This window comes from Pseudomonas sp. ASL8, assembly GCF_056680355.1.
In genome coordinates this window covers 3,586,724-3,608,822 of sequence record NZ_CM155278.1, presented here as the reverse complement: position 1 = coordinate 3,608,822, position 22,099 = coordinate 3,586,724, and the positions used below count along the sequence as shown (strand labels likewise).

At 55.5% G+C, this 22,099-nt stretch carries 21 protein-coding genes and 4 pseudogenes; 13 read left to right on the top strand and 12 right to left on the bottom strand.

What is annotated here, in order from left to right:
- Positions 1-47: 47 nt before the first annotated feature.
- The 7 genes and pseudogenes from AC1MEA_RS16660 to paaZ all read left to right on the top strand — a co-directional run.
- Positions 48-520: pseudogene (locus AC1MEA_RS16660) on the top strand (IS110 family RNA-guided transposase); the annotation flags it as partial.
- A 464-nt stretch (positions 521-984) separates the two neighbouring features.
- Positions 985-1,974 carry a 1,2-phenylacetyl-CoA epoxidase subunit PaaA gene (gene paaA / locus AC1MEA_RS16655; RefSeq protein WP_480416812.1) on the top strand — a complete coding sequence of 330 codons (990 nt, stop codon included), beginning with the start codon at positions 985-987 and terminating at the stop codon, positions 1,972-1,974.
- A 27-nt stretch (positions 1,975-2,001) separates the two neighbouring features.
- Positions 2,002-2,283 carry a 1,2-phenylacetyl-CoA epoxidase subunit PaaB gene (paaB, locus tag AC1MEA_RS16650; protein ID WP_007943393.1) on the top strand — a complete coding sequence of 94 codons (282 nt, stop codon included), beginning with the start codon at positions 2,002-2,004 and terminating at the stop codon, positions 2,281-2,283.
- 8 nt (positions 2,284-2,291) lie between these two features.
- Positions 2,292-3,053 (top strand): 1,2-phenylacetyl-CoA epoxidase subunit PaaC, encoded by a 762-nt coding sequence (gene paaC, locus AC1MEA_RS16645; protein WP_480416811.1) that lies wholly within the window; start codon positions 2,292-2,294, stop codon positions 3,051-3,053.
- Positions 3,040-3,573, top strand: coding sequence for a 1,2-phenylacetyl-CoA epoxidase subunit PaaD (gene paaD / locus AC1MEA_RS16640; protein WP_480416810.1), 534 nt, complete (start codon positions 3,040-3,042; stop codon positions 3,571-3,573). Before paaC ends, paaD begins: the two co-directional genes overlap by 14 nt.
- A gap of 33 nt (positions 3,574-3,606) precedes the next feature.
- Positions 3,607-4,683, top strand: coding sequence for a 1,2-phenylacetyl-CoA epoxidase subunit PaaE (paaE, locus tag AC1MEA_RS16635; protein ID WP_480416809.1), 1,077 nt, complete (start codon positions 3,607-3,609; stop codon positions 4,681-4,683).
- Positions 4,684-4,874: 191 nt separating this feature from the next.
- Positions 4,875-6,926, top strand: a complete 2,052-nt coding sequence (paaZ, locus tag AC1MEA_RS16630) for a phenylacetic acid degradation bifunctional protein PaaZ (protein WP_480416808.1) — start codon at positions 4,875-4,877, stop codon at positions 6,924-6,926.
- Between the two features lie 271 nt (positions 6,927-7,197).
- Here the strand turns inward: paaZ and AC1MEA_RS16625 are convergent, their stop codons facing one another.
- Together AC1MEA_RS16625 and AC1MEA_RS16620 are read right to left on the bottom strand one after the other, a co-directional pair.
- Entirely contained in the window at positions 7,198-7,818 is a 621-nt protein-coding gene (locus AC1MEA_RS16625) for a response regulator transcription factor (RefSeq protein ID WP_480416807.1), read from the bottom strand.
- On the bottom strand, positions 7,818-10,745 hold the full coding sequence (locus AC1MEA_RS16620) for an ATP-binding protein (RefSeq protein ID WP_480416806.1): 2,928 nt from the start codon (positions 10,743-10,745) through the stop codon (positions 7,818-7,820). Before AC1MEA_RS16620 ends, AC1MEA_RS16625 begins: the two co-directional genes overlap by 1 nt.
- An 876-nt stretch (positions 10,746-11,621) precedes the next feature.
- Between AC1MEA_RS16620 and AC1MEA_RS16615 the strand changes: the two are divergent.
- Positions 11,622-11,774, top strand: a pseudogene (locus tag AC1MEA_RS16615) (IS3 family transposase); the annotation flags it as partial.
- Here AC1MEA_RS16615 and AC1MEA_RS16610 read toward each other — a convergent pair.
- A pseudogene (locus AC1MEA_RS16610) lies at positions 11,773-13,006 on the bottom strand (IS30 family transposase); the annotation flags it as partial. The pseudogenes AC1MEA_RS16615 and AC1MEA_RS16610 overlap by 2 nt on opposite strands.
- Before the next feature lie 62 nt (positions 13,007-13,068).
- On the opposite strand from AC1MEA_RS16610, the pseudogene AC1MEA_RS16605 reads away from it, so the two are divergent.
- Positions 13,069-13,358: pseudogene (locus AC1MEA_RS16605) on the top strand (integrase core domain-containing protein); the annotation flags it as partial.
- Here AC1MEA_RS16605 and AC1MEA_RS16600 read toward each other — a convergent pair.
- The 6 genes from AC1MEA_RS16600 to AC1MEA_RS16575 all read right to left on the bottom strand — a co-directional run bounded on the left by AC1MEA_RS16600 (position 13,289) and on the right by AC1MEA_RS16575 (position 16,534).
- Complete coding sequence (locus AC1MEA_RS16600; protein ID WP_480918228.1) at positions 13,289-13,789, bottom strand: hypothetical protein; 501 nt, start codon at positions 13,787-13,789, stop codon at positions 13,289-13,291. The pseudogene AC1MEA_RS16605 and the gene AC1MEA_RS16600 overlap by 70 nt on opposite strands.
- Positions 13,779-14,210, bottom strand: a complete 432-nt coding sequence (locus tag AC1MEA_RS16595) for a DUF6957 family protein (protein ID WP_480416805.1) — start codon at positions 14,208-14,210, stop codon at positions 13,779-13,781. Before AC1MEA_RS16595 ends, AC1MEA_RS16600 begins: the two co-directional genes overlap by 11 nt.
- Positions 14,211-14,294: 84 nt before the next feature.
- Entirely contained in the window at positions 14,295-14,696 is a 402-nt protein-coding gene (locus AC1MEA_RS16590; RefSeq protein WP_480416804.1) for a DUF6957 family protein, read from the bottom strand.
- A 382-nt stretch (positions 14,697-15,078) separates the two neighbouring features.
- Entirely contained in the window at positions 15,079-15,387 is a 309-nt protein-coding gene (locus tag AC1MEA_RS16585; protein ID WP_480416803.1) for a hypothetical protein, read from the bottom strand.
- 41 nt (positions 15,388-15,428) lie between these two features.
- Entirely contained in the window at positions 15,429-15,806 is a 378-nt protein-coding gene (locus AC1MEA_RS16580; RefSeq protein WP_480416802.1) for a hypothetical protein, read from the bottom strand.
- Complete coding sequence (locus AC1MEA_RS16575; RefSeq protein ID WP_480416801.1) at positions 15,806-16,534, bottom strand: metallophosphoesterase; 729 nt, start codon at positions 16,532-16,534, stop codon at positions 15,806-15,808. The genes AC1MEA_RS16580 and AC1MEA_RS16575 overlap by 1 nt, the downstream gene beginning before the upstream one ends.
- A gap of 155 nt (positions 16,535-16,689) precedes the next feature.
- Between AC1MEA_RS16575 and AC1MEA_RS16570 the strand changes: the two genes are divergently transcribed.
- A complete protein-coding gene (locus AC1MEA_RS16570; RefSeq protein WP_480416800.1) occupies positions 16,690-17,196 on the top strand; it encodes a helix-turn-helix domain-containing protein in 507 nt (168 codons plus the stop codon).
- Between the two features lie 180 nt (positions 17,197-17,376).
- On the opposite strand, the gene AC1MEA_RS16565 is transcribed toward AC1MEA_RS16570, so the two are convergent.
- Positions 17,377-17,865, bottom strand: a complete 489-nt coding sequence (locus AC1MEA_RS16565; protein ID WP_322178438.1) for a hypothetical protein — start codon at positions 17,863-17,865, stop codon at positions 17,377-17,379.
- Positions 17,866-17,874: 9 nt separating this feature from the next.
- On the bottom strand, positions 17,875-18,309 hold the full coding sequence (locus AC1MEA_RS16560; protein ID WP_480416799.1) for a hypothetical protein: 435 nt from the start codon (positions 18,307-18,309) through the stop codon (positions 17,875-17,877).
- Positions 18,310-18,777: 468 nt separating this feature from the next.
- On the opposite strand from AC1MEA_RS16560, the gene AC1MEA_RS16555 reads away from it, so the two are divergent.
- Together AC1MEA_RS16555 and AC1MEA_RS16550 are read left to right on the top strand one after the other, a co-directional pair.
- Positions 18,778-19,344, top strand: a complete 567-nt coding sequence (locus AC1MEA_RS16555; protein WP_322178437.1) for an SLATT domain-containing protein — start codon at positions 18,778-18,780, stop codon at positions 19,342-19,344.
- The gene (locus AC1MEA_RS16550) at positions 19,341-20,705 is read left to right on the top strand and encodes a reverse transcriptase domain-containing protein (RefSeq protein ID WP_480416798.1); all 1,365 of its coding nucleotides are present in this window, start codon (positions 19,341-19,343) and stop codon (positions 20,703-20,705) included. The genes AC1MEA_RS16555 and AC1MEA_RS16550 overlap by 4 nt, the downstream gene beginning before the upstream one ends.
- A gap of 76 nt (positions 20,706-20,781) precedes the next feature.
- On the opposite strand, the gene AC1MEA_RS16545 is transcribed toward AC1MEA_RS16550, so the two are convergent.
- A complete protein-coding gene (locus AC1MEA_RS16545) occupies positions 20,782-21,186 on the bottom strand; it encodes a 3'-5' exonuclease (RefSeq protein ID WP_480918158.1) in 405 nt (134 codons plus the stop codon).
- A 14-nt stretch (positions 21,187-21,200) separates the two neighbouring features.
- Between AC1MEA_RS16545 and AC1MEA_RS16540 the strand changes: the two genes are divergently transcribed.
- Positions 21,201-22,043, top strand: coding sequence for a hypothetical protein (locus tag AC1MEA_RS16540; protein ID WP_480416797.1), 843 nt, complete (start codon positions 21,201-21,203; stop codon positions 22,041-22,043).
- Positions 22,044-22,099: the final 56 nt, after the last annotated feature.

Below are 22,099 nucleotides of genomic sequence, written 5' to 3'. Positions count from 1 at the left end.
GGTTTACGCTCGTGGGGCTTTTCTCGTTTTCAGACGGAGGATCTCTCATGAACACTGCGACTCTTCTGGGCATCGACATTGGCAAGCACAGCTTCCACTTGCACGGCCAGGACGCTAAAGGCCATCAAGTGATACGCAAGAAGACCAGCCGAAGCCAATTGCTCTGCACGTTGGCTCAATTACACGCCCGCACGGTGGTGATGGAATCTTGCGGTGGTGCCCACTGGCTGGCTCGCCAGATCGGCACGTTGGGCCACATCGTGAAGCTAATCGCACCGCAATACGTCAAACCTTTCGTCAAAGGCAATGAAAACAATTTCATTGATGCCGAAGCGATTTGCGAGGCGGCGAGCCGCCCTGCAATGCGCTCTGCGCGATCAAAACAGCCGAACAGCAGACCTTGGCGGCACTGCATAGAGTGCACGATTCATTGGTCGGTAACCGCACCGCTACGACGAACCAAATTCACGGATTCTTGCTTGAGTTTGGGATCAGCTTGCCTGTTGGCAGTGCGGCTTTATTGCTGTTTAACCATCTTAAAACCAAGGCACCGACAAGGTCGAACCATCGCAGCTTTCGGCAGCTGCGTGATCGCTCCCACTCTAAACGTGGGACTGTCGCAGAGGATCGCTGCGTTATGCAATCAACGTAAGGCTCAAGTCCTGCGCAAGGGACGCGCGTATCGTCATGGGATGCATTCCCACACAGGGCGTGGGAATACGCGTGCACATTGCCGCTCATCGTCCCGTAGTGTCAGCAGATGGGCTGACCACACATTTGGTTACTTCCTCCAAAGTGACCCGGCGTAAAGGTTAGAACCCTAAGTAGCCGTGACCACAAAACCGGATATACACCCAAAACCAGCCACTCATCCCAAGCTGATACAAAAAATAACTAGATACGGTATTTTGTGTTTGATATTAATTTCTGTATCGCTTATAAAGTTATCAATGCCCTCGAATTGATTCAAGGCGGGAGACCCCCATGTACGCACAGCTTGTAGAAACCGGCGTTAAGCGCATCAAAGACCTCTCGGAAATGTCCGACCAGGAACGCGCCTTCCAGGAAAAAATCGATTCAGAAATCAAGATCGAAGCTAAAAACTGGATGCCTGATGCCTATCGTCAAACCCTAATCCGGCAGATCTCCCAGCACGCCCACTCCGAAATCGTCGGCATGCTGCCCGAAGGCAACTGGGTCACCCGCGCGCCATCGCTCAAACGCAAACTGCAACTGATGGCCAAGATTCAGGACGAAGCCGGCCACGGCCTGTACCTGTACAGCGCCATGGAAACCCTCGGTGCCGACCGCGACGAAGAAATCGCCAAGCTGCACAGCGGCAAGGCCAAGTACTCGAGCATCTTCAATTACCCGACGTTAAACTGGGCCGACATGGGCGCGGTGGGCTGGTTGGTGGATGGTGCGGCGATCGTCAACCAAGTGGTGTTGCAGCGCACCTCTTACGGCCCCTACTCCCGGGCCATGGTGCGGATCTGCAAGGAAGAGAGTTTCCACCAGCGCCAGGGCTACGAAATCCTCCTGACCATGATGCGCCACGGTAATCAGGCGCAAAAAGACATGGTCCAGGACGCGATCAACCGTCTGTGGTGGCCGTCGCTGATGATGTTCGGCCCGAGCGACGAACACTCGCCGAACAGTGCTCAGTCCATGGCCTGGAAAATCAAGCGCCAGAGCAACGACGAGCTGCGCCAGCGCTTCATCGACCAGACCATCCCGCAGCTAGAACTACTGGGCTGCACCTGCCCCGATCCAGACCTGAAGTGGAACGCCGAGCGCGGTCACTACGACTTCGGCGAAATCCAGTGGAGCGAATTCTACGAAGTGCTCAAGGGCAACGGTCCGTGCAACCAGGAACGTGTGGCCACCCGCCGCAAAGCCATTGAAGACGGTGCCTGGGTCCGCGAAGCCGCGGTCGCCCACACTCGCAAAAAACAGAACAAGAACGCCGCCTGATCGGCCACCTGATGTGGAGTCACTGAAATGTCTGAATGGACCCTTTTTGAAGTCTTCGTGCGCAGCAAGCACGGCCTCAACCACAAGCATGTCGGCAGCGTGCATGCCGCCGACACCACCATGGCCATCGAGAACGCGCGCGAGTTGTACACCCGCCGCAGTGAAGGCGTGAGCCTGTGGGTGGTGCCTTCGGCGCTAATCACCGCCTCCTCCCCCGATGAAAAAGACCCGTTGTTCGACCCGTCGGACGACAAGGTTTATCGCCACGCCAGCTTCTACGAGCTGCCGGCCGAAGTCGGGCACATGTGAGGTCGACCATGAACAACAAGACTGATCTGATTGAATACCTGTTGCGCCTCGGCGACAGCGCCCTGATCCAGGGCCAGCGCCTGTGCCAATGGTGCGGCAAGGCTCCGGCACTGGAAGAAGAACTGGCGCTGATGAACGTCGGCCTCGACCTCATCGGTCAGGCGCGCAACTGGCTGGACTACGCCGCCGAACTGCTGGACGATTGTCGCGATGCCGATCATCTGGCCTTCCGCCGAGATGAGCGCGCCTATCGCAACCTACTGCTGGTGGAACAACCGAACGGCGATTACGCGGTAACCATCCTCAAGCAATTCCTCTACGACGCCTGGCACCTGCAAGTGCTCAGCGGCCTGAGCCAGTCCAGCGACGAGCGCATTGCCGGGATCGCCGCCAAAGCCGTCAAGGAAGTCACTTATCACCTGCGCCGCTCCAGCGAATGGGTCGAGCGCCTAGGTGACGGCACCGAGGAAAGCCACAAGCGCATGCTCGCGGCGATCCCAGATGTCTGGCGCTTCACGGTCGAGCTGACCAGCGCCGATGACAGCGAACAGCGTCTGTGCGACGCCAGCATCGCCCCGGACACCGCACAGGTCTCCGCGGCCTGGCAAGCCAAGGTCAGCGAGATTTTCGCCAGCGCGACCCTCCCAGTGCCCGCCGCGCCGAGCTATTTCTATTTGAACGCGCGCCGTGGCTTGCACACCGAACACCTCGGCATTCTGTTGGCCGAGATGCAATTCCTGCCCCGAGCGTACCCCGATGCAACCTGGTGAGCTGATCGCCAGCGACCAGGGCGCACGGTCGGCACAGCCGACCGACCTGGCAGCTGCGTGGGCGACATTGGCGCAGGTCATGGACCCGGAAGTGCCGGTGGTCAGCGTGGTCGATTTGGGCATCGTTCGTGATCTCGACTGGCATGCCGGGCACTTGCACGTGGTGGTCACGCCGACCTATTCCGGTTGCCCTGCTACCGAAGTGATCGAAAGCGATATCCGCGAGGCGCTGGAACTCGCCGGGTTCAAGGCGCCGCAACTGGAACGCAAATTGAGCCCGGCCTGGACCACCGACTGGATTACCGACAGCGGTCGCGAACGCCTGCGCGCCTACGGCATTGCGCCGCCGGAGGGCAGCACCAGCAAACGCAGCCTGCTCGGCGAAAGCCCGGTAATCGTTTGCCCGCAGTGCGGCAGCGCGCACACCGAAATGCTCAGCGAGTTTGGTTCCACCGCGTGCAAGGCGTTGTACCGCTGCTGCGATTGCCGGGAACCGTTCGACTATTTCAAGTGCATCTGAGCGGCGATCGGCCGTCCCAGCTGGAGAATAAAAATGAGTAAATTTCACAGCCTGACCATCAAGGACGTGCGCCCCGAGACCCGTGACGCGGTGTCCATCGCCTTCGAGATTCCACAGCACCTGCAAGACAGTTTTCATTTCACCCAGGGCCAGCACCTGGTGATGCGCACACATATGGACGGCGAAGAAGTGCGCCGTTCCTACTCGATCTGCACCGGGGTCAACGACGGTGAACTGCGCGTCGCGATCAAGCGTGTGGCCGGTGGGCGTTTTTCTGCGTTTGCCAATGAGCAGTTGAAGGCCGGGCACAGCCTGGAAGTGATGCCGCCGGCCGGGCACTTTCACGTTGAGCTCGACCCGACCCGTAATGGCAACTACCTCACGGTCGCAGCGGGCAGCGGCATCACTCCGATCCTGTCAATCATCAAAACCACCCTGCAAACCGAGCCGCACAGCCGCATCACGCTGCTATATGGCAACCGTTCCAGCTCTGGCGCGCTGTTTCGCGAACAACTGGAAGACCTGAAGAATCGCTACTTGCAGCGCTTGAACCTGATCTTCGTCTTCAGTCGTGAGCAGCAGGATATCGACCTGTACAACGGCCGGATCAACGCCGAGAAATGCGAGCAACTGTTCTCCCGCTGGCTCGACGTCAAAGCCCTCGACGCGGCCTTCATCTGCGGCCCGCAGGAGATGACCGAAACCGTGCGCGACAGCCTCAAGGCCAAAGGCATGGCGCCTGAACGCATCCACTTCGAACTGTTCGCCGCCGCTGGCAGCCAGCAAAAACGCCAAGCGCGAGAGGCAGTTCGCCAGGTGGATGCTGCCGTCAGCCAGATCACCGTCATCAGCGACGGCCGTGCCCTGGCCTTCGACTTGCCGCGCAACAGCCAAAGCATTCTCGATGCCGGCAACGCCCAAGGTGCCGAACTGCCCTACTCGTGCAAGGCCGGCGTGTGCTCGACCTGCAAATGCAAGGTCATCGAAGGCGAAGTGGAAATGGACAGCAACCACGCTCTGGAAGACTACGAAGTGGCCGCAGGCTATGTGCTGTCGTGCCAGGCATTCCCGATCAGCGACAAAGTGGTGCTGGATTTCGATCAGCTCTAAAAAACACCAAAACCTTGTAGGAACAGTGGTGCGGCGATCCGACTTGCCAGCGATGGCAGCCTGAGGTTCACCAGTGAGCTCACTTTCCTTATCGCCAGCAAAGCAACTCCTTCAGGAGTACACCCTGGTGCTGTGGTAGATCCCTTAATGGCGCGGTCGCGCCAACACATTCATAACTTGGAGGAATCGTGATGCCTCACGCCCCTACCCTGCAAAGTTTCATCGCCGGTCGCTGGATCGGCCAACACGGTGCTCAGGTCCTGCGCAGCGCCATCGATGGCCATGAAGTTGCGCGCACTCATGAAGAGCGCCCAGACTTCGCCGAAGCCGTCGAGCACGGCCGAAGTCAAGGCGTCAGCGGGCTGATGGCGCTGGACTTCCAGCAACGAGCGCAGCGTCTCAAGGCCCTGGCCTTGTACCTGAGCGAACGAAAGGAACAGCTCTACGCGATCTCCTACCACAGCGGCGCCACCCGCGCCGACAGCTGGATCGATATCGAAGGCGGCAACAGCACACTATTCACCTACGCCAGCCTCGGCTCGCGCGAATTGCCGTCGGGCAACATCGTCCACGAAGGCCCGGCGATGCAGTTGAGCAAACTGGGCACCTTCGCCGGCACGCATATTCTGGTGCCTCGCGGAGGCCTCGCGGTGCACATCAACGCGTTCAACTTCCCGATCTGGGGCATGCTGGAAAAGTTCGCACCGAGCTTTCTCGCCGGCATGCCGTGCATCATCAAACCGGCCAGCGCCACCAGTTACCTGACCGAAGCAGTCGTGCGCCTGATGGACGAGTCCGGTTTGCTGCCGGCGGGCAGTCTGCAATTGATCATCGGTAGCACCGGTGACTTGCTGGATCGCCTGCAAGGCCAAGACGTGGTGACCTTCACCGGCTCGGCCGACACCGCCGCCAAACTGCGGGTCAATCCGTACCTGATCCGCAACTCGGTGCCGTTCAACGCCGAAGCCGACTCCCTGAACTGCGCGATCCTCGCCCCGGACGTGACCCCGGACGATGAAGAGTTCGAGCTATTCATCAAGGAAGTCGCCCGGGAAATGACCACCAAGGCCGGGCAAAAATGCACAGCCATTCGCCGTGCTATCGTTCCGGCCAAACACATCGATGCGGTCGCGACCCGCTTGCGTGATCGACTGAAGAAAGTCGTGGTCGGCGACCCGTCGGTGGAAGGCGTGCGCATGGGTGCGCTGGCCTCCCACGATCAGCAAAAAGACGTTGCTGAGCGTCTGGAAAGCCTGCTGCAAAGCAGCGATATGGTGTTTGGAGCCCGCGACGGTTTCGAGCCGCGTGGTGAAAACGTCAGCCAGGGCGCGTTTTTCGCGCCGACCCTGCTGCAATCGCGCGACCCGCACGCCGAGGGCGGGGCTCACGATATCGAAGCGTTCGGCCCGGTCAGCACTCTGATGGCTTACGACGACCTGGACGAAGCCCTGGCCCTGGCCGCTCGCGGCAAAGGCAGCCTAGTGGCCAGTTTGATCACCAAGGACCCGCAGATCGCAGCCAAGGCCATTCCAGTCGCCGCGGCCTGGCACGGGCGCTTGTTGGTGCTCGACCGCGAATCCGCTGCCGAATCCACCGGCCATGGTTCGCCGTTGCCACAACTCAAACACGGCGGCCCGGGTCGTGCTGGCGGAGGTGAAGAACTCGGCGGTTTACGCGCGGTGAAACACTACCTTCAACGCGCCGCCGTGCAAGGTTCGCCAACCATGTTGGCCGCTGTCACCCGCGAATACGTGCGTGGCGCCAAGGTCATCGAAACCGAAGTGCATCCGTTCCGCCGGTTCTTCCAGGACCTGCAGATCGGAGAATCGCTGCTGACTCACCGTCGCACCGTGACCGAAGCGGATCTGGTTAACTTCGGTTGCCTGTCCGGCGATCATTTCTACATGCACTTCGACGACATCGCCGCCAAGGAATCGCAATTCGGTAAACGCATCGCCCACGGTTACTTCGTGCTCTCGGCGGCAGCAGGCCTGTTTGTGTCCCCGGCACCCGGCCCGGTTCTGGCCAACTACGGCCTGGATACTTTACGCTTCATCACTCCTGTGGGAATTGGCGACACGATTCAGGCACGCCTAACCTGCAAACGCAAAATTGATCAGGGTAAAAAAAGCCCGCAAGGCATCCCGCAAGGTGTGGTCGCGTGGGACGTGGAAGTCACTAACCAGTTGGGTGAGCTGGTCGCCAGTTACGATATTTTGACCCTGGTAGTGAAACGTGAGTAGTAATCAGACACAAAAGCTTTGAGCCGGAGCCCGCTTCTCAGGCCCCGCACAAATGGGGAATTTCTCAAAGTGGGCGTATCGAAAAAGCGGGGAGCCAATACCAAACCTTGAACAAAGGGGGGGAGTTTCGGAACGCATAACTAAAAGATTCCCTACTAAAACCCCATCAACGACAAAGCCCCGACTAATCAGGGCTTTGTCGCATCAAAATGGCGGGCTATAGCCACCAATTTATCGTCCGATGAAATCCAGAAATAAAAGCCTGTAAAACCTAATTTATTGAATCGTAATACTCCTCAACAAGTCTTATCAAATCAGGCAGTGAACGTACCTCCAACTTTTGCATAATGTTGTGACGGTGAACCTTGACCGTCACTTCTGCGATACCCAGTTCGCCACCGATTTGCTTGTTGAGCAGCCCTTTGACAGTGAGCTTGAGCACCTCCCACTCTCGATTGGTCAAAGGTTCGAAACGGCTTTGCACGCTGACCCGTTGTGCGAGATGCTGGCGTCGCACCTGGTCCAGTACCAAACCCTGTTCAATCGCGGACAGCAACGCCTGTTCTTCAAAAGGCTTGGGTAAAAATTCGATAGCGCCTGCCTTTACAGCCCTGACAGCAACGGGAATATCACCGTGAGCGCTGATGAAAATCGTCGGTATGAAATCACTCAGTGCCAGAAGGTGTTGCTGAAGTTCTATTCCCGTCATACCCGGCATGCGCATATCCAGGACTAGACATGAAGGACAATCCGGTCGCGGTTGATCGAGAAAAGCCTGTGCACTGTCAAAGGTCTGTACATTCAAGCCATGAGAGCGAAGTAGATTGCTGAGAGCTTCCCGGACCGAACTGTCGTCATCGACCACAAAAATGGTTGGGCTTAGAGGTTTCATTATGTGCCTCCGATGGCTGTAGGGATAACGATCTGAAAAATACTGCCCGGTGTGGATGCCAAAGGGTCGACCAATCGCAGCTGACCACCATGTGCCTCCATGATCGACCTGCAGATGGCCAACCCCATCCCAAGACCTTGAGTCTTGGTGGTGTAAAAGGCATCAAAAATCTTTTCTCGCTGTCCGGCGTCAATACCCTTTCCTGTGTCCTCGACCGATAGGTAGACCCTGCCTGTGTCGCCAGCAATACCTGCGTGCAGTGTCAGCATTGGAGGGTGTGGCTGCGGTGGTTGCATTGCTTCGATCGCGTTCATTACGAGATTCAGAATTACTTGCTGTATCTGAACTCGGTCTACCAGTACCAATGGAAGATTATCCGGAAGCTCCGTGCGTAGAACTATCTCCTGCATGCGCAGGGTTTCACGAAGAAAATCCAAAACGCTCTCGATCAAAATCTTGAAGTCCAGCGTCTCATGAACAGTCTCTCCCCGCTTGAGAAACTTGCGAATTCGCACAACCACCTCTGCGGCTCGGCGACTGTCTCGGACAATACTCAAGACACTTTTCATCGCCTCTTCTTGGTTTGGCGGATCCGTTTCCAGCCAGCGACGACAGGCATTACCATTTGCAAGTATGGCAGCCAGCGGTTGATTCACTTCATGTGTTATGGATGCCGCAAGCTCGCCCATCGTAGTCACCCGAACGACTCGAGCCAGTTCTTCTCTGGATTTCTCAAGCGCATATTCAGCGAGCTTTCGTCGATCAATGTCTTCAACAACACCAATTAGGGATGGTGGGCTATCTCCACTTCCTGGCATGACGGAAACGCTCGACTGCGTCCAGACACTTCTCCCGCTTTTATGCAGAAATCTTTTCTGATAGCGGTATTCACTAAGCTCCCCCGCCAACAACGCACTCATACGCTCATCTGTTACTACACGGTCATCTGGATGAGTGAGCTCTAGCAATGAAACGTCCTGCAACTCGTCAGGCTTGTACCCAAGCATCAGACAAAAGGCTGGATTACATGTCAGGAAACGCCACTGCAAGTCGACGACTGCGATCCCGATAGCGGAGTTTTCATAAATAGCCCGCCAACGCTGTTCAGACTTCTGTTGAGCTTCAAAGCTACGCTGCAGAGCTCGCCGGCCGGAAATCAGCTCACCAGTCAACTGCACCAAATCCGCAGTGTGTGTTTCCAACTCCGATTGCAGCGCCAATCGCGCCTTACGCATCATCACCAGATTTCGGACCCGACTAAGTAGTTCAGGAATAAAAAAAGGTTTGGTTACGTAGTCCTGTACCAATTCCGAAAGCAGAGTCAAACGGAGTTCTTCGTCTGCCCTCGCGGAAAGAACCAAGACGGGTATCTGGGCCAACGCAGGGACCAACCGCATTCTCCCGACCATTTGGTCGCCGCTAAGCCCTGGCATCATCAAGTCGGTGATGACTAAGTCCGGAACAACCTGAAGCATCGCTTCGAGCCCCTCGTTACCGTCGGCAGCTGTGCAGACTTGAAACTCATTCCCCAATACGCGGCTGATCAATTGCCGCATATCAGTATTGTCTTCCACGATCAGAATCTTCGCGCGGTCTGTATATTCGGCTTGTTTCCCTTCAACGGAGAGCTCGACTGATATGGCGGAGTCCAGCAGTGGCTGCCTCATTTTTGTGACGAGTTGAGGTGATTGCTGTACGCGAGCCTCGCTGGGAGCGTGAATTGGCAGTTCCACCTGAAACAACGCTCCTCCACCTGGAGCGTCATTAGCTGTGACAATTCCTCCGTGGAGGTCTACGAATTCGCGCACGATAGCCAAGCCCAGCCCGCTGCCGACTTGAGGAACAATCAACTCCCCCTCTCCCTGCTGAAAACGCTCGAAGATTCGTTCACGCTGAGGAGCTGGAATACCTGGTCCGCTATCGCGGACATTCAGCAACCAACGCGTGCCTGCGCTTTGTTCCAAATTGCAGCTGATTCGCCCCCCATCCGGAGTCACTCTAAAAGCATTCGACAGCAGGTTGAAAATGACCTGGCCAATTTTATCTGCGTCGACCTCTACCTCAAGTGGCGCACCAGCATGGACAGCACAGACGATCTGACGCTGCAGCGCGTGCGCTTCAAAATGGGAGGCGACGTCACGCGTCAAAGCGACCATGTCAACGCGTGTGTAATTGAGCTGCATCTTGTGGGCATCGATTTTTGCCAAGTCCAGCAACTCATTGACCAAAGTCAGCAGGCGGACAGTGTTTCGGCGGATACTCGCGATATCGGTTGTTTGACGTGAGGATAATCCCTCCCCGTTTGCCAATAGCTCATCAAGCGGACCAAGGATCAGTGAAAGTGGTGTTCTCAACTCATGGCTCAAATTGGAAAAAAAGCGGTTTTTTTGAGTGTCCAGATCCTGGACTTGAAGCACCAATTTTTCCAGTTCTTCATTTTTGCGAGCAATTTCAAGTTCAATCTGCTTTTTTGCCGTAATGTTTCGGCCTTCAGCCAGCAAAAATACGACCTCTCCCTCGTTATCACGGACCGGTGTTAGCGAGTAGTCCGCGATGATGGTGCTTTCACCACTGGCCTCTCCGTACACTTCAAGATCACAACGAATGAACTCACCACCGGCGACGCGCTGTACGAACTGTTTTTGGAGCGACTGGCTCTCTTGAGAAAGGGCGAACCAACGGGCTTCCCAGAAGGGCTTCCCGCGAACATCATCAATTCGAACGCCAGCGCCCTCTAGCGCGGGTAGATTGATCTCGAGGATCGTGCCGTTTTTGTCGAGCAGCCCAGCGAAGTGATACATCTGATCCAGGATAATACGGGCCATTTTTTCCCGCTGACTTTGAAGGTCATCCTGCTCACTTAGAACTACATTGCCTACACAGAGCTGAGATTTTTGCCTGAATAGTTCGCGATTAACCTTAAGCATTCGGCACACCTACTGAGCGCTAAGTAAAAGTTCTGAACGGCGTTTCGGGCCGCAGCATGAAAAAATCGCTTGCCCGCAGATTCTCATATTGAATGCGCTGAGGGTGTTTTCTCCACAGCATTCGATCAGTCTTGATCCTAACCAGATACCCCATCCATGAAGGAACTACCCGCCGTCAGCCGAATTTTTGACGTGCAAATGATGCTAGCGCAGGGATTCTCGCGTGGCGCTAGCCGCTAGGACGGCCAGTCAATGAATTCCGTTACCATTTCGCCCAGTGGGACGGTGCGGAATATCGGCGGTTGACAAGACTGGCATGGGCATCTTTTCTCGGCCGGGCAAGACGGTGTAATTGCCGCAGCATGCACCATTGCGGATCAGAGCGCTGGAGAGCGGCCAAGGCTGTGGTTTTTTTCCTGGGTTTGGTTGGCCCGAAGTATCGCAGCAGTGGAAAGAAAAGTCAGCGCAGGCCCTGGGCTCTTGGAGCGAAACGGCGATTCATTTATCGAACCTCCACAATCTCCGGCTACGCCTCTGACAACGAATAATAGAAACCGCCATCCGCTGCGAGGCGACTGGTAGGCCATATCCCTATCATAAATATGCACTTCTCGACGGTTCACCGCAGAAAGCTCTTGCAATGGTCCGAATCGAAACCGCCGGCCCACCACCGAGCCCACGGACACGCGCGCCGGAACGTATAACGCGCCGGGGCCGGCGCTCTGCTCGGCAGCTCGGTCATAGAATAATTCCCATAAAGCTATTTTTGCCGAGATCAATCTCGACCATTGCTAACTCGCTCATGATGATAGCCTCCGAAAGGTAACCCCCCGGGAAAGCCTAGCTCTCTCCAAGTGCGGGGTGACCATCTCATTTGGCTACCGCGCTCTTGATGTAGGAAGATCACGAGCGCCCGCGCTGATCAATCAGCTGAACGTCCATGAGCCGGTTGATTGGCTGTACAAAGTGTTTGAAATCAAACGCTCAAGTTACTACGCCAACCGCCTCAAGCGCCGAACGCCCGATGTGACAGGTCGGTACCTTTCGGGAAGTATTGCCGTAGAAGACCGTTCGTATTTTCGTTCGTACCGCGCTGCCATGGACTATGGGGGTCAGCAAAGAAAACCTTCACTCCGGATTCGATGGTAAATCGAGCGTGACCCGATAGCTCCTTCCCACGATCCCAAGTTAAAGATCGCCACAGTTCGACGGGAAGATCAGTCATCGTCTTCTTCAATGCGTTGGCCATGCTCACAGCCCCATAGCCGGCCAGTGCCGGGCCGTTCTTCGTCCGGGGAATTAGCCCATAACCTTCCTCGCGAGGTAGATGGACGAGCATGGTGAATCGGGTGGAGCGCTCGACCAGCGTTCCAATCGCAGAACGGTTCAGACCGATGACCAGGTCGCCCTCCCAATGCCCCGGTACAGCCCGGTCTTCCACCTCAGCAGGGCGACTGGAGATCATGATATCCTCGCTGACATGTGCCCACGCTTTGGCCTGCGCCCTGGCTCTTGGCACGCGCAATGCTCGCCCTGTGCGCAGGCAGCTCACCAGTTCGCGCTTGAGAGCCCCTCGACCCTGAATGTAGAGCGCCTGATATATGGCTTCGTGAGAGATGCGCATGGATTCATCGTCCGGAAAGTCGATCTGGAGCCGGTTGGTGATCTGTTCGGGCGACCAGCCATTGACCCATTTACGGTCACTGCGATGTGGTTTATTTCGGCCTTTGAAGGGCGCTTGTCGAGCGCCCAGCAATCTCACGGCCATCCGCGTCGTGAACCTTACCCTCCAGACGGTCTTGCACGTAGTGATGCAGTCGCGGGTTATTCACCAGTTTCGCTAGCTTCGGCCTCTTGGCCACCAGTTCTGCCTTCCATTGCGCGACTGAAGCTCGATACTCAAGCCGACCGCAACGAGTTGCAGCATTACGTGTCAGCTTCCGTGAAACTGTCGATGGGCTTCGTCCAAGGCGACGGGAAATCTCACGCACACCAACACTTTGCGCCCGAAGCAGCACAATCTCTTCTCGCTCTGCGAACGATAAGTACCGTCCTAATACGTGGTTCGACATGAATAATGGCATCCCGCCCCGATGACGAAACCATCGTGTGCCTACCGCTGATGATACGCCAACAGTCTGTGCAGCCTTTTCGCTTGTGATACCGGTTGCGACCTGCACCCAAAACAGTCGCTCGATCTCATTACGAAGTGACGGCGCGCCTGGAGAATGCATCGCTCCCCGGCCCGTCAATTTTTGCATCCATCTTGCGGGTCGTCCCATAAACACCTCGATCAACGGTGTTGCGACAACCGGTTGAATTCGCCCAGTATGCGAGTCGTTTATTTCGCCAGCGGCTGTGGCGTTATCGAATGCGCCAGAGCACGAGTCGCCGGGAAAATTGCTGGGACTCGCGCCGATGGAGCGCGTGTTCCGCAGTTTGAAAACCGAATGGATAACGACTCTGGGTTACAGAAGCGCCAAAGAAGCCCAGCGCGATATCAGCCCTTTCTTGATGCATCGGTACAACTGGATTCGACCCCATCAATTCAACGGTGGGCTGGCGCCAGCTCGGGTCGAAGAAAAACTTAACGTCGTGTCCGGGATTAGTTGACCACTACATATGCTTTCTGGCACCACGGCTGACGAGTCTACACAGCGTGTTTTTGCTTTCAAAAAAGCCGCCGTTGACCAACCGACGTGAGCAGGACATCGCACGCTATACCGTCGCTTACCAATCCGCTTCCCCTTGCCGCCACACACCTCGCAAATCGTCAAAGAAGCCTCCCTTGCTTTGTCCACCATGTCCCGGCAAACCTCATCACCCCCGCGATAATAAATCCGCAGTCCGTCCCACTTTTCTTTTACCCGAACGACCAGGATCGCAGGAGCGTCCTGATGCGCATCCAGATAGCCTTGAAGCGCCTGACAGAGTTTGTCCAGCAACGACCACCAGCCCGGCATAAATGCAACTTCGCGGATGACCAGGTCATCCAGCAGAAGGCGGTGTCGCGCCGGCAAAACCAGCGTCAGATCATCGTCCATCATCCACCCGAAATTCGCCGCCACACTGCTGCGACAGCGCAAAAACCGCTGGCACGCCAGCAAACTTGCGTGATCCTCGCCCCGCAAGGACGTAAAGCATGCCTTCAGTCTCAAAATAATAGTCTTCGTAGCGGCGCTGGAAACCGGATAGCACGCCACTGGGCGCCTCCCCCGCTCCGTAGCCTGCAGAAACGACAGTATTCGCGTACATGACGGTAGGCTGCAGCCCATTCCCCCTGATCAATGTCTCGTGGCGATCTGTCAACATGACATCAATCAGCATCCAATTTCTGACGATGTAAAAAGCTCTGTCCCCAAACGCCTCAGTTGCCGCGAAGATAAGCTCGTCGTCGTCAAGCCTTGAGCCATGAAGGATTCTGGCGGGCCCAAAAAGCAGATCCGCTAACAATTCAGTTTCCAAAAATCTGCCTTACCTTTAAAGGGGTCTTTACCCTGTACGTTTGCCGAGACTCGACTCGCGCCTGGCGCTGCTGAGGGGCGAAGATCAACTCGTTATTGCCATTACCGCTTGAGCACTACCTCGTTTCCGACGGCCTGGCCCCAGTAGCATGTAGATGGTGTTTTTTGTCTCGAAACAGCATCCCGTGAACGAGCGCTGAAATGTGCTGCGCACCCAGTCGCCCCGCTGTCGTTTCCCTGCGCTATGGAGCGCGACATCAGACGCATAGAGAACGTTAGGAGCGAATCCGTCCGCTGCAAGCGATGCTTGGTAGTCGTCAGAAACTTCCACTTCAATGATCGTCCAGTCTCGGACAAGGCAGTACGGTCGGCCAGAGACGTACAGGATCGCTTCGACTTCAGCCTCCGTCTCATCTCCCTCAAATCCTGACATAGCTTCGGCGTTGCCATAAAGCAGCTCCACGACTTCTGCCAGTAGAGCCGTCATCGCGATATCCCTGTTTTAGTACGCACGTAACGCAAATCCGTTACCGCTTGCTTGACACCTAGACCTTCCTGGCGTGAGCACAAAAGGCTGAAAGTGAGGGCTTTGGAGAACGCTTCGATGGTCATTCGATCCACTGCTTCCCAGCTAACACCCAGGAAATCGATTTGCTGCTGTCGCGCACGCACCACGCCGCCGACGCTAGCCCGCTCTTCCAATATCCCGGCTGATCAAGCACCTCACAGGGATGAACTGATACCCGGCCATCTTTTACCCGAAAAGTCTTGAGAGCCTTGATCGATCGCATTTCATCAGTCATCGGTTTTGGTTTCCAAAAGAGCACATACCCTCCTTCTGCTAATAAAGAAATGACGCACACAGGGTCTCAATGAAGCACCCCTGAAAACCGGGGACTACCGCCTTCCTGGGCCCAGTCGCAGATCACATACCTGCTGCCGCCGATAGTTTCGAACAGCATGTAATCGCCGTGCTCCGCACTCCGGATCAGCGTCGAAGTGCGAATGGTTGCGCCATCGTCAAAACGTCCTCGGCTTTCTCGAAAAACGATGCCCACCAGGCAATTGATGTCGTGATCGAAGAGCGCACAGCAGAGGTAACCTGTGATCGGAACTCCAAATTTTGTGCTGACGGCCCGCTGCACACTCGCCGGCATACCGACAGGTTTGGTTTCCACCGGAGACTGATGAGTCTCTAACAACTTAAAATATCTAGGCATTATTGAACCGAATAAAATGGGCCAAGGGCACCGTTCTGATGCCACCAGTGCGCGACCACATAGAGCCCACCGCCCTGAGCCACGACTACAAGGTAACCATCGCGGTAATACCGTCGCTCAATGGGCGGCGTATGCATAGGAAGCCCTTCAGGGAATTGATGTCTATGGTCACAAAACATCAGCCCAGTCATTACCGGTGGTCGCTCTAGCGCGCAAGCTAGAAACCCGACGATGTCGTAGTCATTGATGACCTCTCTGGCTTTCTGAATAACCGTAGGCAGACGCGAAAAACGAAAGCTGGCAAGAGTCGCTCCGAACGTTTTGATCCGGTAAGTGGCATAGCCTGGAGCCTTTTTATCGACGATAGAAAACGTCATCAGACCTCGATCTCCAAGCCTGCCCGAAACCCCGTTTGCTCAGTGGGATAACCGCGCGGATTCGAGACAACGCGACATTTGTCGAGTATCACGTCAACGAAGTGATGCGTGTGTCCAAACACCCACATATCCGCCTTCTCTATCAGGGTTGGCCAATGGTTTGAATAGGCTGCGTTTAAGTGGCCATCAGTCTTATCGCCGGCAACGGAGGGCGTAGGTGCGTAGTGTGTTATGACCACCGTTTTCCCGTTGAAAGGTTTTTCAAGCTCTTGACTCAGCCATCCCCGCGCCACTCGATTTTTGCTGGCAACATCATAGGGCCGAAGACGACGGTGCGAAGCCTCAGCCCGAATTACTTGGAAATCATTCATCCACTCCCCCGCTATTCGTGCAGCCGCGACGACGTCACCGCTTGACGTGAAATCAGTCCACGCGGTCGTGCCGAGAAAGCGGATTTGCTGCCAAACAAAGACGTCGTTTTCAAGAATGTGTACGTGAGGCGCGGCTGCGTCTTTCATTTTTTTGAGTGTGCGGTCGATGTGGCCTTTGTAAAATTCGTGGTTTCCACATACGTAAATTAGAGGGCACGAAAATGTCTGGTTCGCCCATGTCACCCCTCTGGCGTGAATGTCGATGTCACCGGCTAGGATGACTAAGTCGGCGTCCGTTGGGGGTGGCGTGAACTGAGAAAACTCATTATGCAAGTCCGACAAAATGTAGAGCTTCATAGCCCCCCGCTAAGCTTCGATTTAGACCTATATTGATTGGCATGCCGCTGCAAACGCGGTCATCCACAGAGGCGCGTCACGTACAAAATACAAATTGAGCGCTGATCAGGATAGTCCGGATGGGGAATATATACCGTCGCTCCGGATTGATCAACATGGCCTTATCCTCGCTTTTCCGAGGGATGCTGATGTCACTGAGCAAAGGTTTAGCAGCGGCGTTAAAAGCTGCGCGAGCGGTCAGAGCCCTTTCTCAGCAAGATCTCGGGAATGCAGGTGATCGCAAGCACCTTTGGCTCATGGAAAACGCGAAATCTTCACCGACCCTGAACAAATTTGATGAGCTGTCCCGCGCCCTCAAACTCGACCCGGTTACGCTTCTCGCACTCTGCGTTGCTGCCCGAGACCGAATCTCGCCAGCTGACGCGCTTGTACGGGCGCAAAAAGAGATCGTCGAGTTCGAGCAGCTAGGGGGCATCGAGAAGCTGCAGCGCAACTTCGAAGATGAGCGGAAGATGTCGCACGCCGAACAGAGGGCTCAAAACCTTGCTGCGGTTCAAGAGTGCAAGCGCCAAGGCTTGACCCAGAAAGCTACGATCGAGAAGCTCGGGATTCCGAGGTCGACGGTGAGCGATATGTGGAAAGTTGAAACTCCAGGAGAATAATCTTACCGACCGTGATTGGCGGTGAAACAGTCAATAAACATCCCCTGCCCGCTTATCTTGAGGCGCCCCCTTACGAAAGCAGGCATGCGCTGGTGAACCTGGCGACGGTTGAACAACTCAACCCGGCGCAGCTTAAGGATCGGAGTGCCGGCGGCGCGAGACGCTCCGATGTGTGCTACGTCAGTTCCCGAATCCTAACTGAGTCAGTTGGGACTTAAGGAAGCTTTCCTTCAACACTCTCGGGAAAGACACCGCAAGCTTCCACATCACGTAGATGAATCCTACAGGGACAATAATGCCCAGCCATCCACCCATCAGCAGCCCCACAAAGCTCAGCGGAATAAAGAGCAGGGCCAGCATACCGGCGCTCAACCGCATCTTGCCGATCCACATCTTGAATCCATTCTCCTCATAGATTTTCTGGCCATCTGACTTTTTGATTGCAAAAAGAATGTAGCCCAGCCGACCAAGTTTCACGAAGTAAAAATCACCCTCAATGCCCGGTCGCATGTACGACTCGATGAGCTGCCCTACTCCGACTTTTTTGACGAGCTTGGTGCTGCCGTCTTTTTCGGCAATGCGCAGATAGGTGTATTCGCTGCCATCTGGCTTGTTTGACGATGGGCCGACCACTTCCAGCTTACCGCTGACAACACTGACATCCGACATACGTAGACGTTAGCTCCTCTCACTGAGGTACCGTCTTACCATCGAAACGCCGTAGTCTATGGTAACCCCATAAATGAGAGTCAGCGTAACATCCTTAAGTAGCGCCGGATCCCTCAGTGCAGCAGTTTTCTCTTTAGCTTCCCGGTTGCCCAGGAGACTCTCAAACACTCCAACGGCCTCAGTTCCTGTCCACAAGCCGTCCTCGACCATGGCGATCTTGCCGCCAGGATGCTTTTCGATGGCCTCGGTCAGCGAGTCAAGGATCTGCAGCGTAGGCAGCCGCTTGGTCAACAGATTGGCGATAACCTCGCCACTTTTGATAGTCCCACGGCCATCTTTGTTGTAAACGACGGCATCGGCACCAGAGAGCGGTGACTCAGCGAAACGACGCCCGAGTTCATGAGGGGCGATCAATACAGTGTTGCCCAGGATCGTATCAGCCACCCAAGAAAACTTCCCCAGCCTGCCAAACTGCCCCTTCCACGCGGAAAGCGAGTTTACATCAACAAGCGAGTGACTCCACGCGCCTACTTCGATTCAGATCTGAATGACTATGTGCAGCCGCCACTGCACCCGCAAACCGCCAAAAACGGGTCGAAACGATTCAGCCCGTCCAGGCACTAAAAGCCCAGGGGGTTCAGTCAGGAAGATGTGGCGACACAGCTGGAGATTTCGACGTCAACCATCGGACACCACTGGAATAGAAAGGTCGAGTAACTGGGTGGCTTCCACGCGTCATAATGGCACTGTAGAATCAGTCGCGAAGGGGTGGGTATTTCCTCTCGTGCGAACGAGGGCGGTTCTGATAATTAACAGCTTCGGCTGTTGGGTTTCGGCCCACTGATCCCTAAGGGATGTTCAACGGCACTCAAATCCCCCCGCCCCTTCACCAATTTCTATGGAGAGATGTGTGTGAAAAAGGACAGCGTCTGGTTCACTTACAAGGCACGCATTCAGGCTCACAAGCGCCTGGAGTGGCTGGACTTTCACTCGCAACTCTTGCTGGTATGGTACGCGATCCTTAGCACGGCGCTGGGGGTGCTAACCATCAGGCACAGCACTATCCTTGGCCCCGACACAGACATCATGGCGACGATTCTTTCGGTTGCCTTGCTCGGCATTTCGCTTGCGGTTGCGAACCGCGACTTTCGAGGCCGAGCAATGCTGATGCGCACCAACTATCTGGAGCTGCAGAAACTCCATCGGGGACTGCCTGATGGCTCACCGACCACCACATCCCCTGCGCCAACGCCGGCACAGGTCACCAGATATGACGAACTGTTGGCTGAATCGGAAAATCATCGGGAAATCGATGATCGGATCGCACGCGTTTTTGCCAGCGGCCTCACCACTCGAATGCCCACAGGCTTTGAATACTTTGCTGCCGTATTTTGGCTGACGATGCGATTACTGATCACAGCGTTGCTCTATGCACTCCCGGTACTGGCAGGCCTCTATTCTTTCTGGAACAAGCCATGAGCGCGGCGAGAAGCTTTAAAAAGGTATTTACCCGAAAGCGTCTCCAGGAAATCTACACCGATAAAATCAAAAACTCCGGGGCCATCGGCCTCGACCGCATGCGTCCGGCTAACCTCGATAAACAGTTAAGCGCGGAGCTTGATCACATCATTGAGAAGGTTCACCAGGGTGAATATCGCTTCACTGCCTACAAGGAAAAACTGATTCTCAAGGGGGCCTCGTCGCCGCCTCGGCAGATATCCATTCCAACCGCCAGAGACAGAATCGTCCTACGTGCGTTGTGCAATTGCCTATCTAACGTTTTCCCCATGGCGAAACTCACCCTCCCCCAGACCGTCATCGATTCCCTGAAAACTGCGCTCAATTCCGGCGTGTATGCCGAATACGCCAAAATTGATCTCAAAAGCTTCTACCCATCCATTCCTCACGAACTGGTCGCCGCCACAACGCGAAAAAAAATTCAGAAACCCGAGTTCAGACAGCTGATTACCGACGCGCTCACAACGCCCACGGTGCCTGAATCCAGGGGAGGTAAAGGAGCCGATCGTCCTACCGTCGGCGTTCCACAAGGCCTTGCGATTTCCAATGTGCTCGCAGAGATTGCGCTCCAAGGCATTGATACTCTCTTCGAGTCTCGGACTGGGATTTGGTACAAGCGTTACGTTGACGACATCCTGATCTTGGCACCGGCAGGGGTGGCGCGCTCAACCGCTAATGAGCTCATCGCGAAATTGAAAGCCTTGAAGCTCAATCCGCATGACTTTGAACCGGGATCCAAGTCCAAGGTAGAAAGCCTAACCGACCCCTTCAGCTTTCTTGGGTACCAGATCGAGGGGAGCCAGGTGCTCATTCGCCACGAGAGCATTCTCAGATTTGAGTCATCGATCGCCAAAATTTTCACAGCATACCGGCACAAAATGGCAACAGCCCGACGTCCAGCTGATAAGGAGCGAGCTCTGGCCTACTGCCAGTGGAAGCTCAACCTGAGGATTACTGGCTGCATATTCAAGGGCAAACGCCTCGGTTGGGCTGCCTACTTCTGTCAGATCACCACGACCTCCCAGTTGCGTGCCATCAATCACACAGTCAGGAAGCTCACAGACCGCTTTTGCCCAAGCGGTGAGATCCATCCGAAGTCTCTGATCAAGACCTTCTACGAGCTGCAGAGGGGCATGAAGGCTAATAATGGCTACATCCCGAATCTCGATGCTCTCACGATCAATCAGAAGCGCGAGAAACTTACCATGTGGCTCGGCAATGATGCGCTTAAGCTGAGTGACGCAGAGGTGGAGCGTCGATTTGAAATCAAAGCCAGCAAGGCTGTGCGGGAGCTAGAAGAGGATATCGCTCAAACCTCCTGACCGCCCAGTCGCTGCTCTTTTCTGTATTCCCGTATGTCGCCTTCAGATGCTTAGATGGTGGTGAACAAGGGCCCTGCTAGCGCCCTTTGACTGCTTTGCGTTTGATCCCATCTGAAGGGGGCGCAGGACGCGGGGTCACGACATTCCAATAGGGCTGATCCACCTTGATATAACGGCTTGCCTTCTCCGACGCAGGTACCTTTTCGTCCCAGGAAATGTACCAATAGCAGTAGGTTATGGCCCGAGTAATCGCGACGTAGGCTGTTCGCAGCGCCTCCTGCTGCTGTGCTCTGTCGTAACCGCAGGGCTCGCCCGGATTCGCCATACCAGCCTGGGCATAGAAATCGTTTCTCGAAGGCGATGAAGTGGTTACCTCACAATCCCCCAGCAAAAAGACCGCATCGGCCTGCAAGCCCTTCGAGGAGTGGTATGTCAAAAACTTGATTTCCTTGCTTCGCTTTTCTTCACGCACTCGCTCAATGACGCGGCTTAGCTTTGTCTCAGCGTCTTTTTTGGTGTCGCGTTTATCCGAAAACTGTCGGACATTATTGGGAGGGTTATGATCGTAGCGCAGGTCTGGTGGTGTACCGCCCGCCGACGCTGATTGAGCGAGTTCGTCAAGCGAAGCGTAACCTCGTCAAGAGCGATACCGCTCACCACAGTGCCGAAGAGATCGCCAAGGGGCTTCTCCACCTGGTGAACCTCACCAATCTCACCACCAAGATCAAAGTGGGGAGTCGACAACACGTCCAAGTTCAGCAACTGTTTACCAACTTGGAAGATTTGGCCAGCTACCAACAGCTGGTAGTCGAGCTGCTGTTCACGTCGAATACCATCAGTGCCGCCAGTTGGTCATCCCTCGCTCAGCGCTTTTGGAATTTGGCATCAGTCCTTGCTGGAGCGCATGAACAGCCTGAGTCGGCGCAGGGATACCTAGCATGGGTGCCAGAGAGTTCAGAGGTCGTGCAGGAGGGGGCTGTACAGCTTGCAGTGAACACCTTCAGAAGCACTCACGACACTGGCGTGGTGGACATCAAGCTCGGCTCTATTCATTCGAGCAAAGGGCAGACCCACACCGCGACGCTTGTGCTCGAAACGTATAACCACGAACATTTCATCGGGAGTCTGTTGCCATGGGCTGCCGGCCAAAAAAGTCACGGGGGTATCAGGCCCCGAAAGAGGATAACCCAGCACCTCCTTGCCATGTATGTGGCGATGACTCGCCCGACGCACCTGTTCTGTTTGGCTATAAGCAGACGGACGCTTGGCGAGGGAGAAGAGTTTGATGCCAACTGCGCGCGGCTCTGCGAACAGGGTTGGGATATTCAGCACCTGTAGGTAAGCGGGGCACCATGCGACAGACAATGGCGTTCCCCATGTAACCGCAAAGCTGT

Bases quoted from the DNA above. Each gene is read 5' to 3' on its own strand.
- paaA (WP_480416812.1), top strand. From the start codon at position 985: ATGTACGCACAGCTTGTAGAAACCGGCGTTAAGCGCATCAAAGACCTC.
- paaB (WP_007943393.1), top strand. From the start codon at position 2,002: ATGTCTGAATGGACCCTTTTTGAAGTCTTCGTGCGCAGCAAGCACGGC.
- paaC (WP_480416811.1), top strand. From the start codon at position 2,292: ATGAACAACAAGACTGATCTGATTGAATACCTGTTGCGCCTCGGCGAC.
- paaD (WP_480416810.1), top strand. From the start codon at position 3,040: ATGCAACCTGGTGAGCTGATCGCCAGCGACCAGGGCGCACGGTCGGCA.
- paaE (WP_480416809.1), top strand. From the start codon at position 3,607: ATGAGTAAATTTCACAGCCTGACCATCAAGGACGTGCGCCCCGAGACC.
- paaZ (WP_480416808.1), top strand. From the start codon at position 4,875: ATGCCTCACGCCCCTACCCTGCAAAGTTTCATCGCCGGTCGCTGGATC.
- AC1MEA_RS16625 (WP_480416807.1), bottom strand. From the start codon at position 7,818: ATGAAACCTCTAAGCCCAACCATTTTTGTGGTCGATGACGACAGTTCG.
- AC1MEA_RS16620 (WP_480416806.1), bottom strand. From the start codon at position 10,745: ATGCTTAAGGTTAATCGCGAACTATTCAGGCAAAAATCTCAGCTCTGT.
- AC1MEA_RS16600 (WP_480918228.1), bottom strand. From the start codon at position 13,789: ATGGACGATGATCTGACGCTGGTTTTGCCGGCGCGACACCGCCTTCTG.
- AC1MEA_RS16590 (WP_480416804.1), bottom strand. From the start codon at position 14,696: ATGACGGCTCTACTGGCAGAAGTCGTGGAGCTGCTTTATGGCAACGCC.
- AC1MEA_RS16580 (WP_480416802.1), bottom strand. From the start codon at position 15,806: ATGACGTTTTCTATCGTCGATAAAAAGGCTCCAGGCTATGCCACTTAC.
- AC1MEA_RS16575 (WP_480416801.1), bottom strand. From the start codon at position 16,534: ATGAAGCTCTACATTTTGTCGGACTTGCATAATGAGTTTTCTCAGTTC.
- AC1MEA_RS16570 (WP_480416800.1), top strand. From the start codon at position 16,690: ATGGCCTTATCCTCGCTTTTCCGAGGGATGCTGATGTCACTGAGCAAA.
- AC1MEA_RS16565 (WP_322178438.1), bottom strand. From the start codon at position 17,865: ATGTCGGATGTCAGTGTTGTCAGCGGTAAGCTGGAAGTGGTCGGCCCA.
- AC1MEA_RS16550 (WP_480416798.1), top strand. From the start codon at position 19,341: ATGAGCGCGGCGAGAAGCTTTAAAAAGGTATTTACCCGAAAGCGTCTC.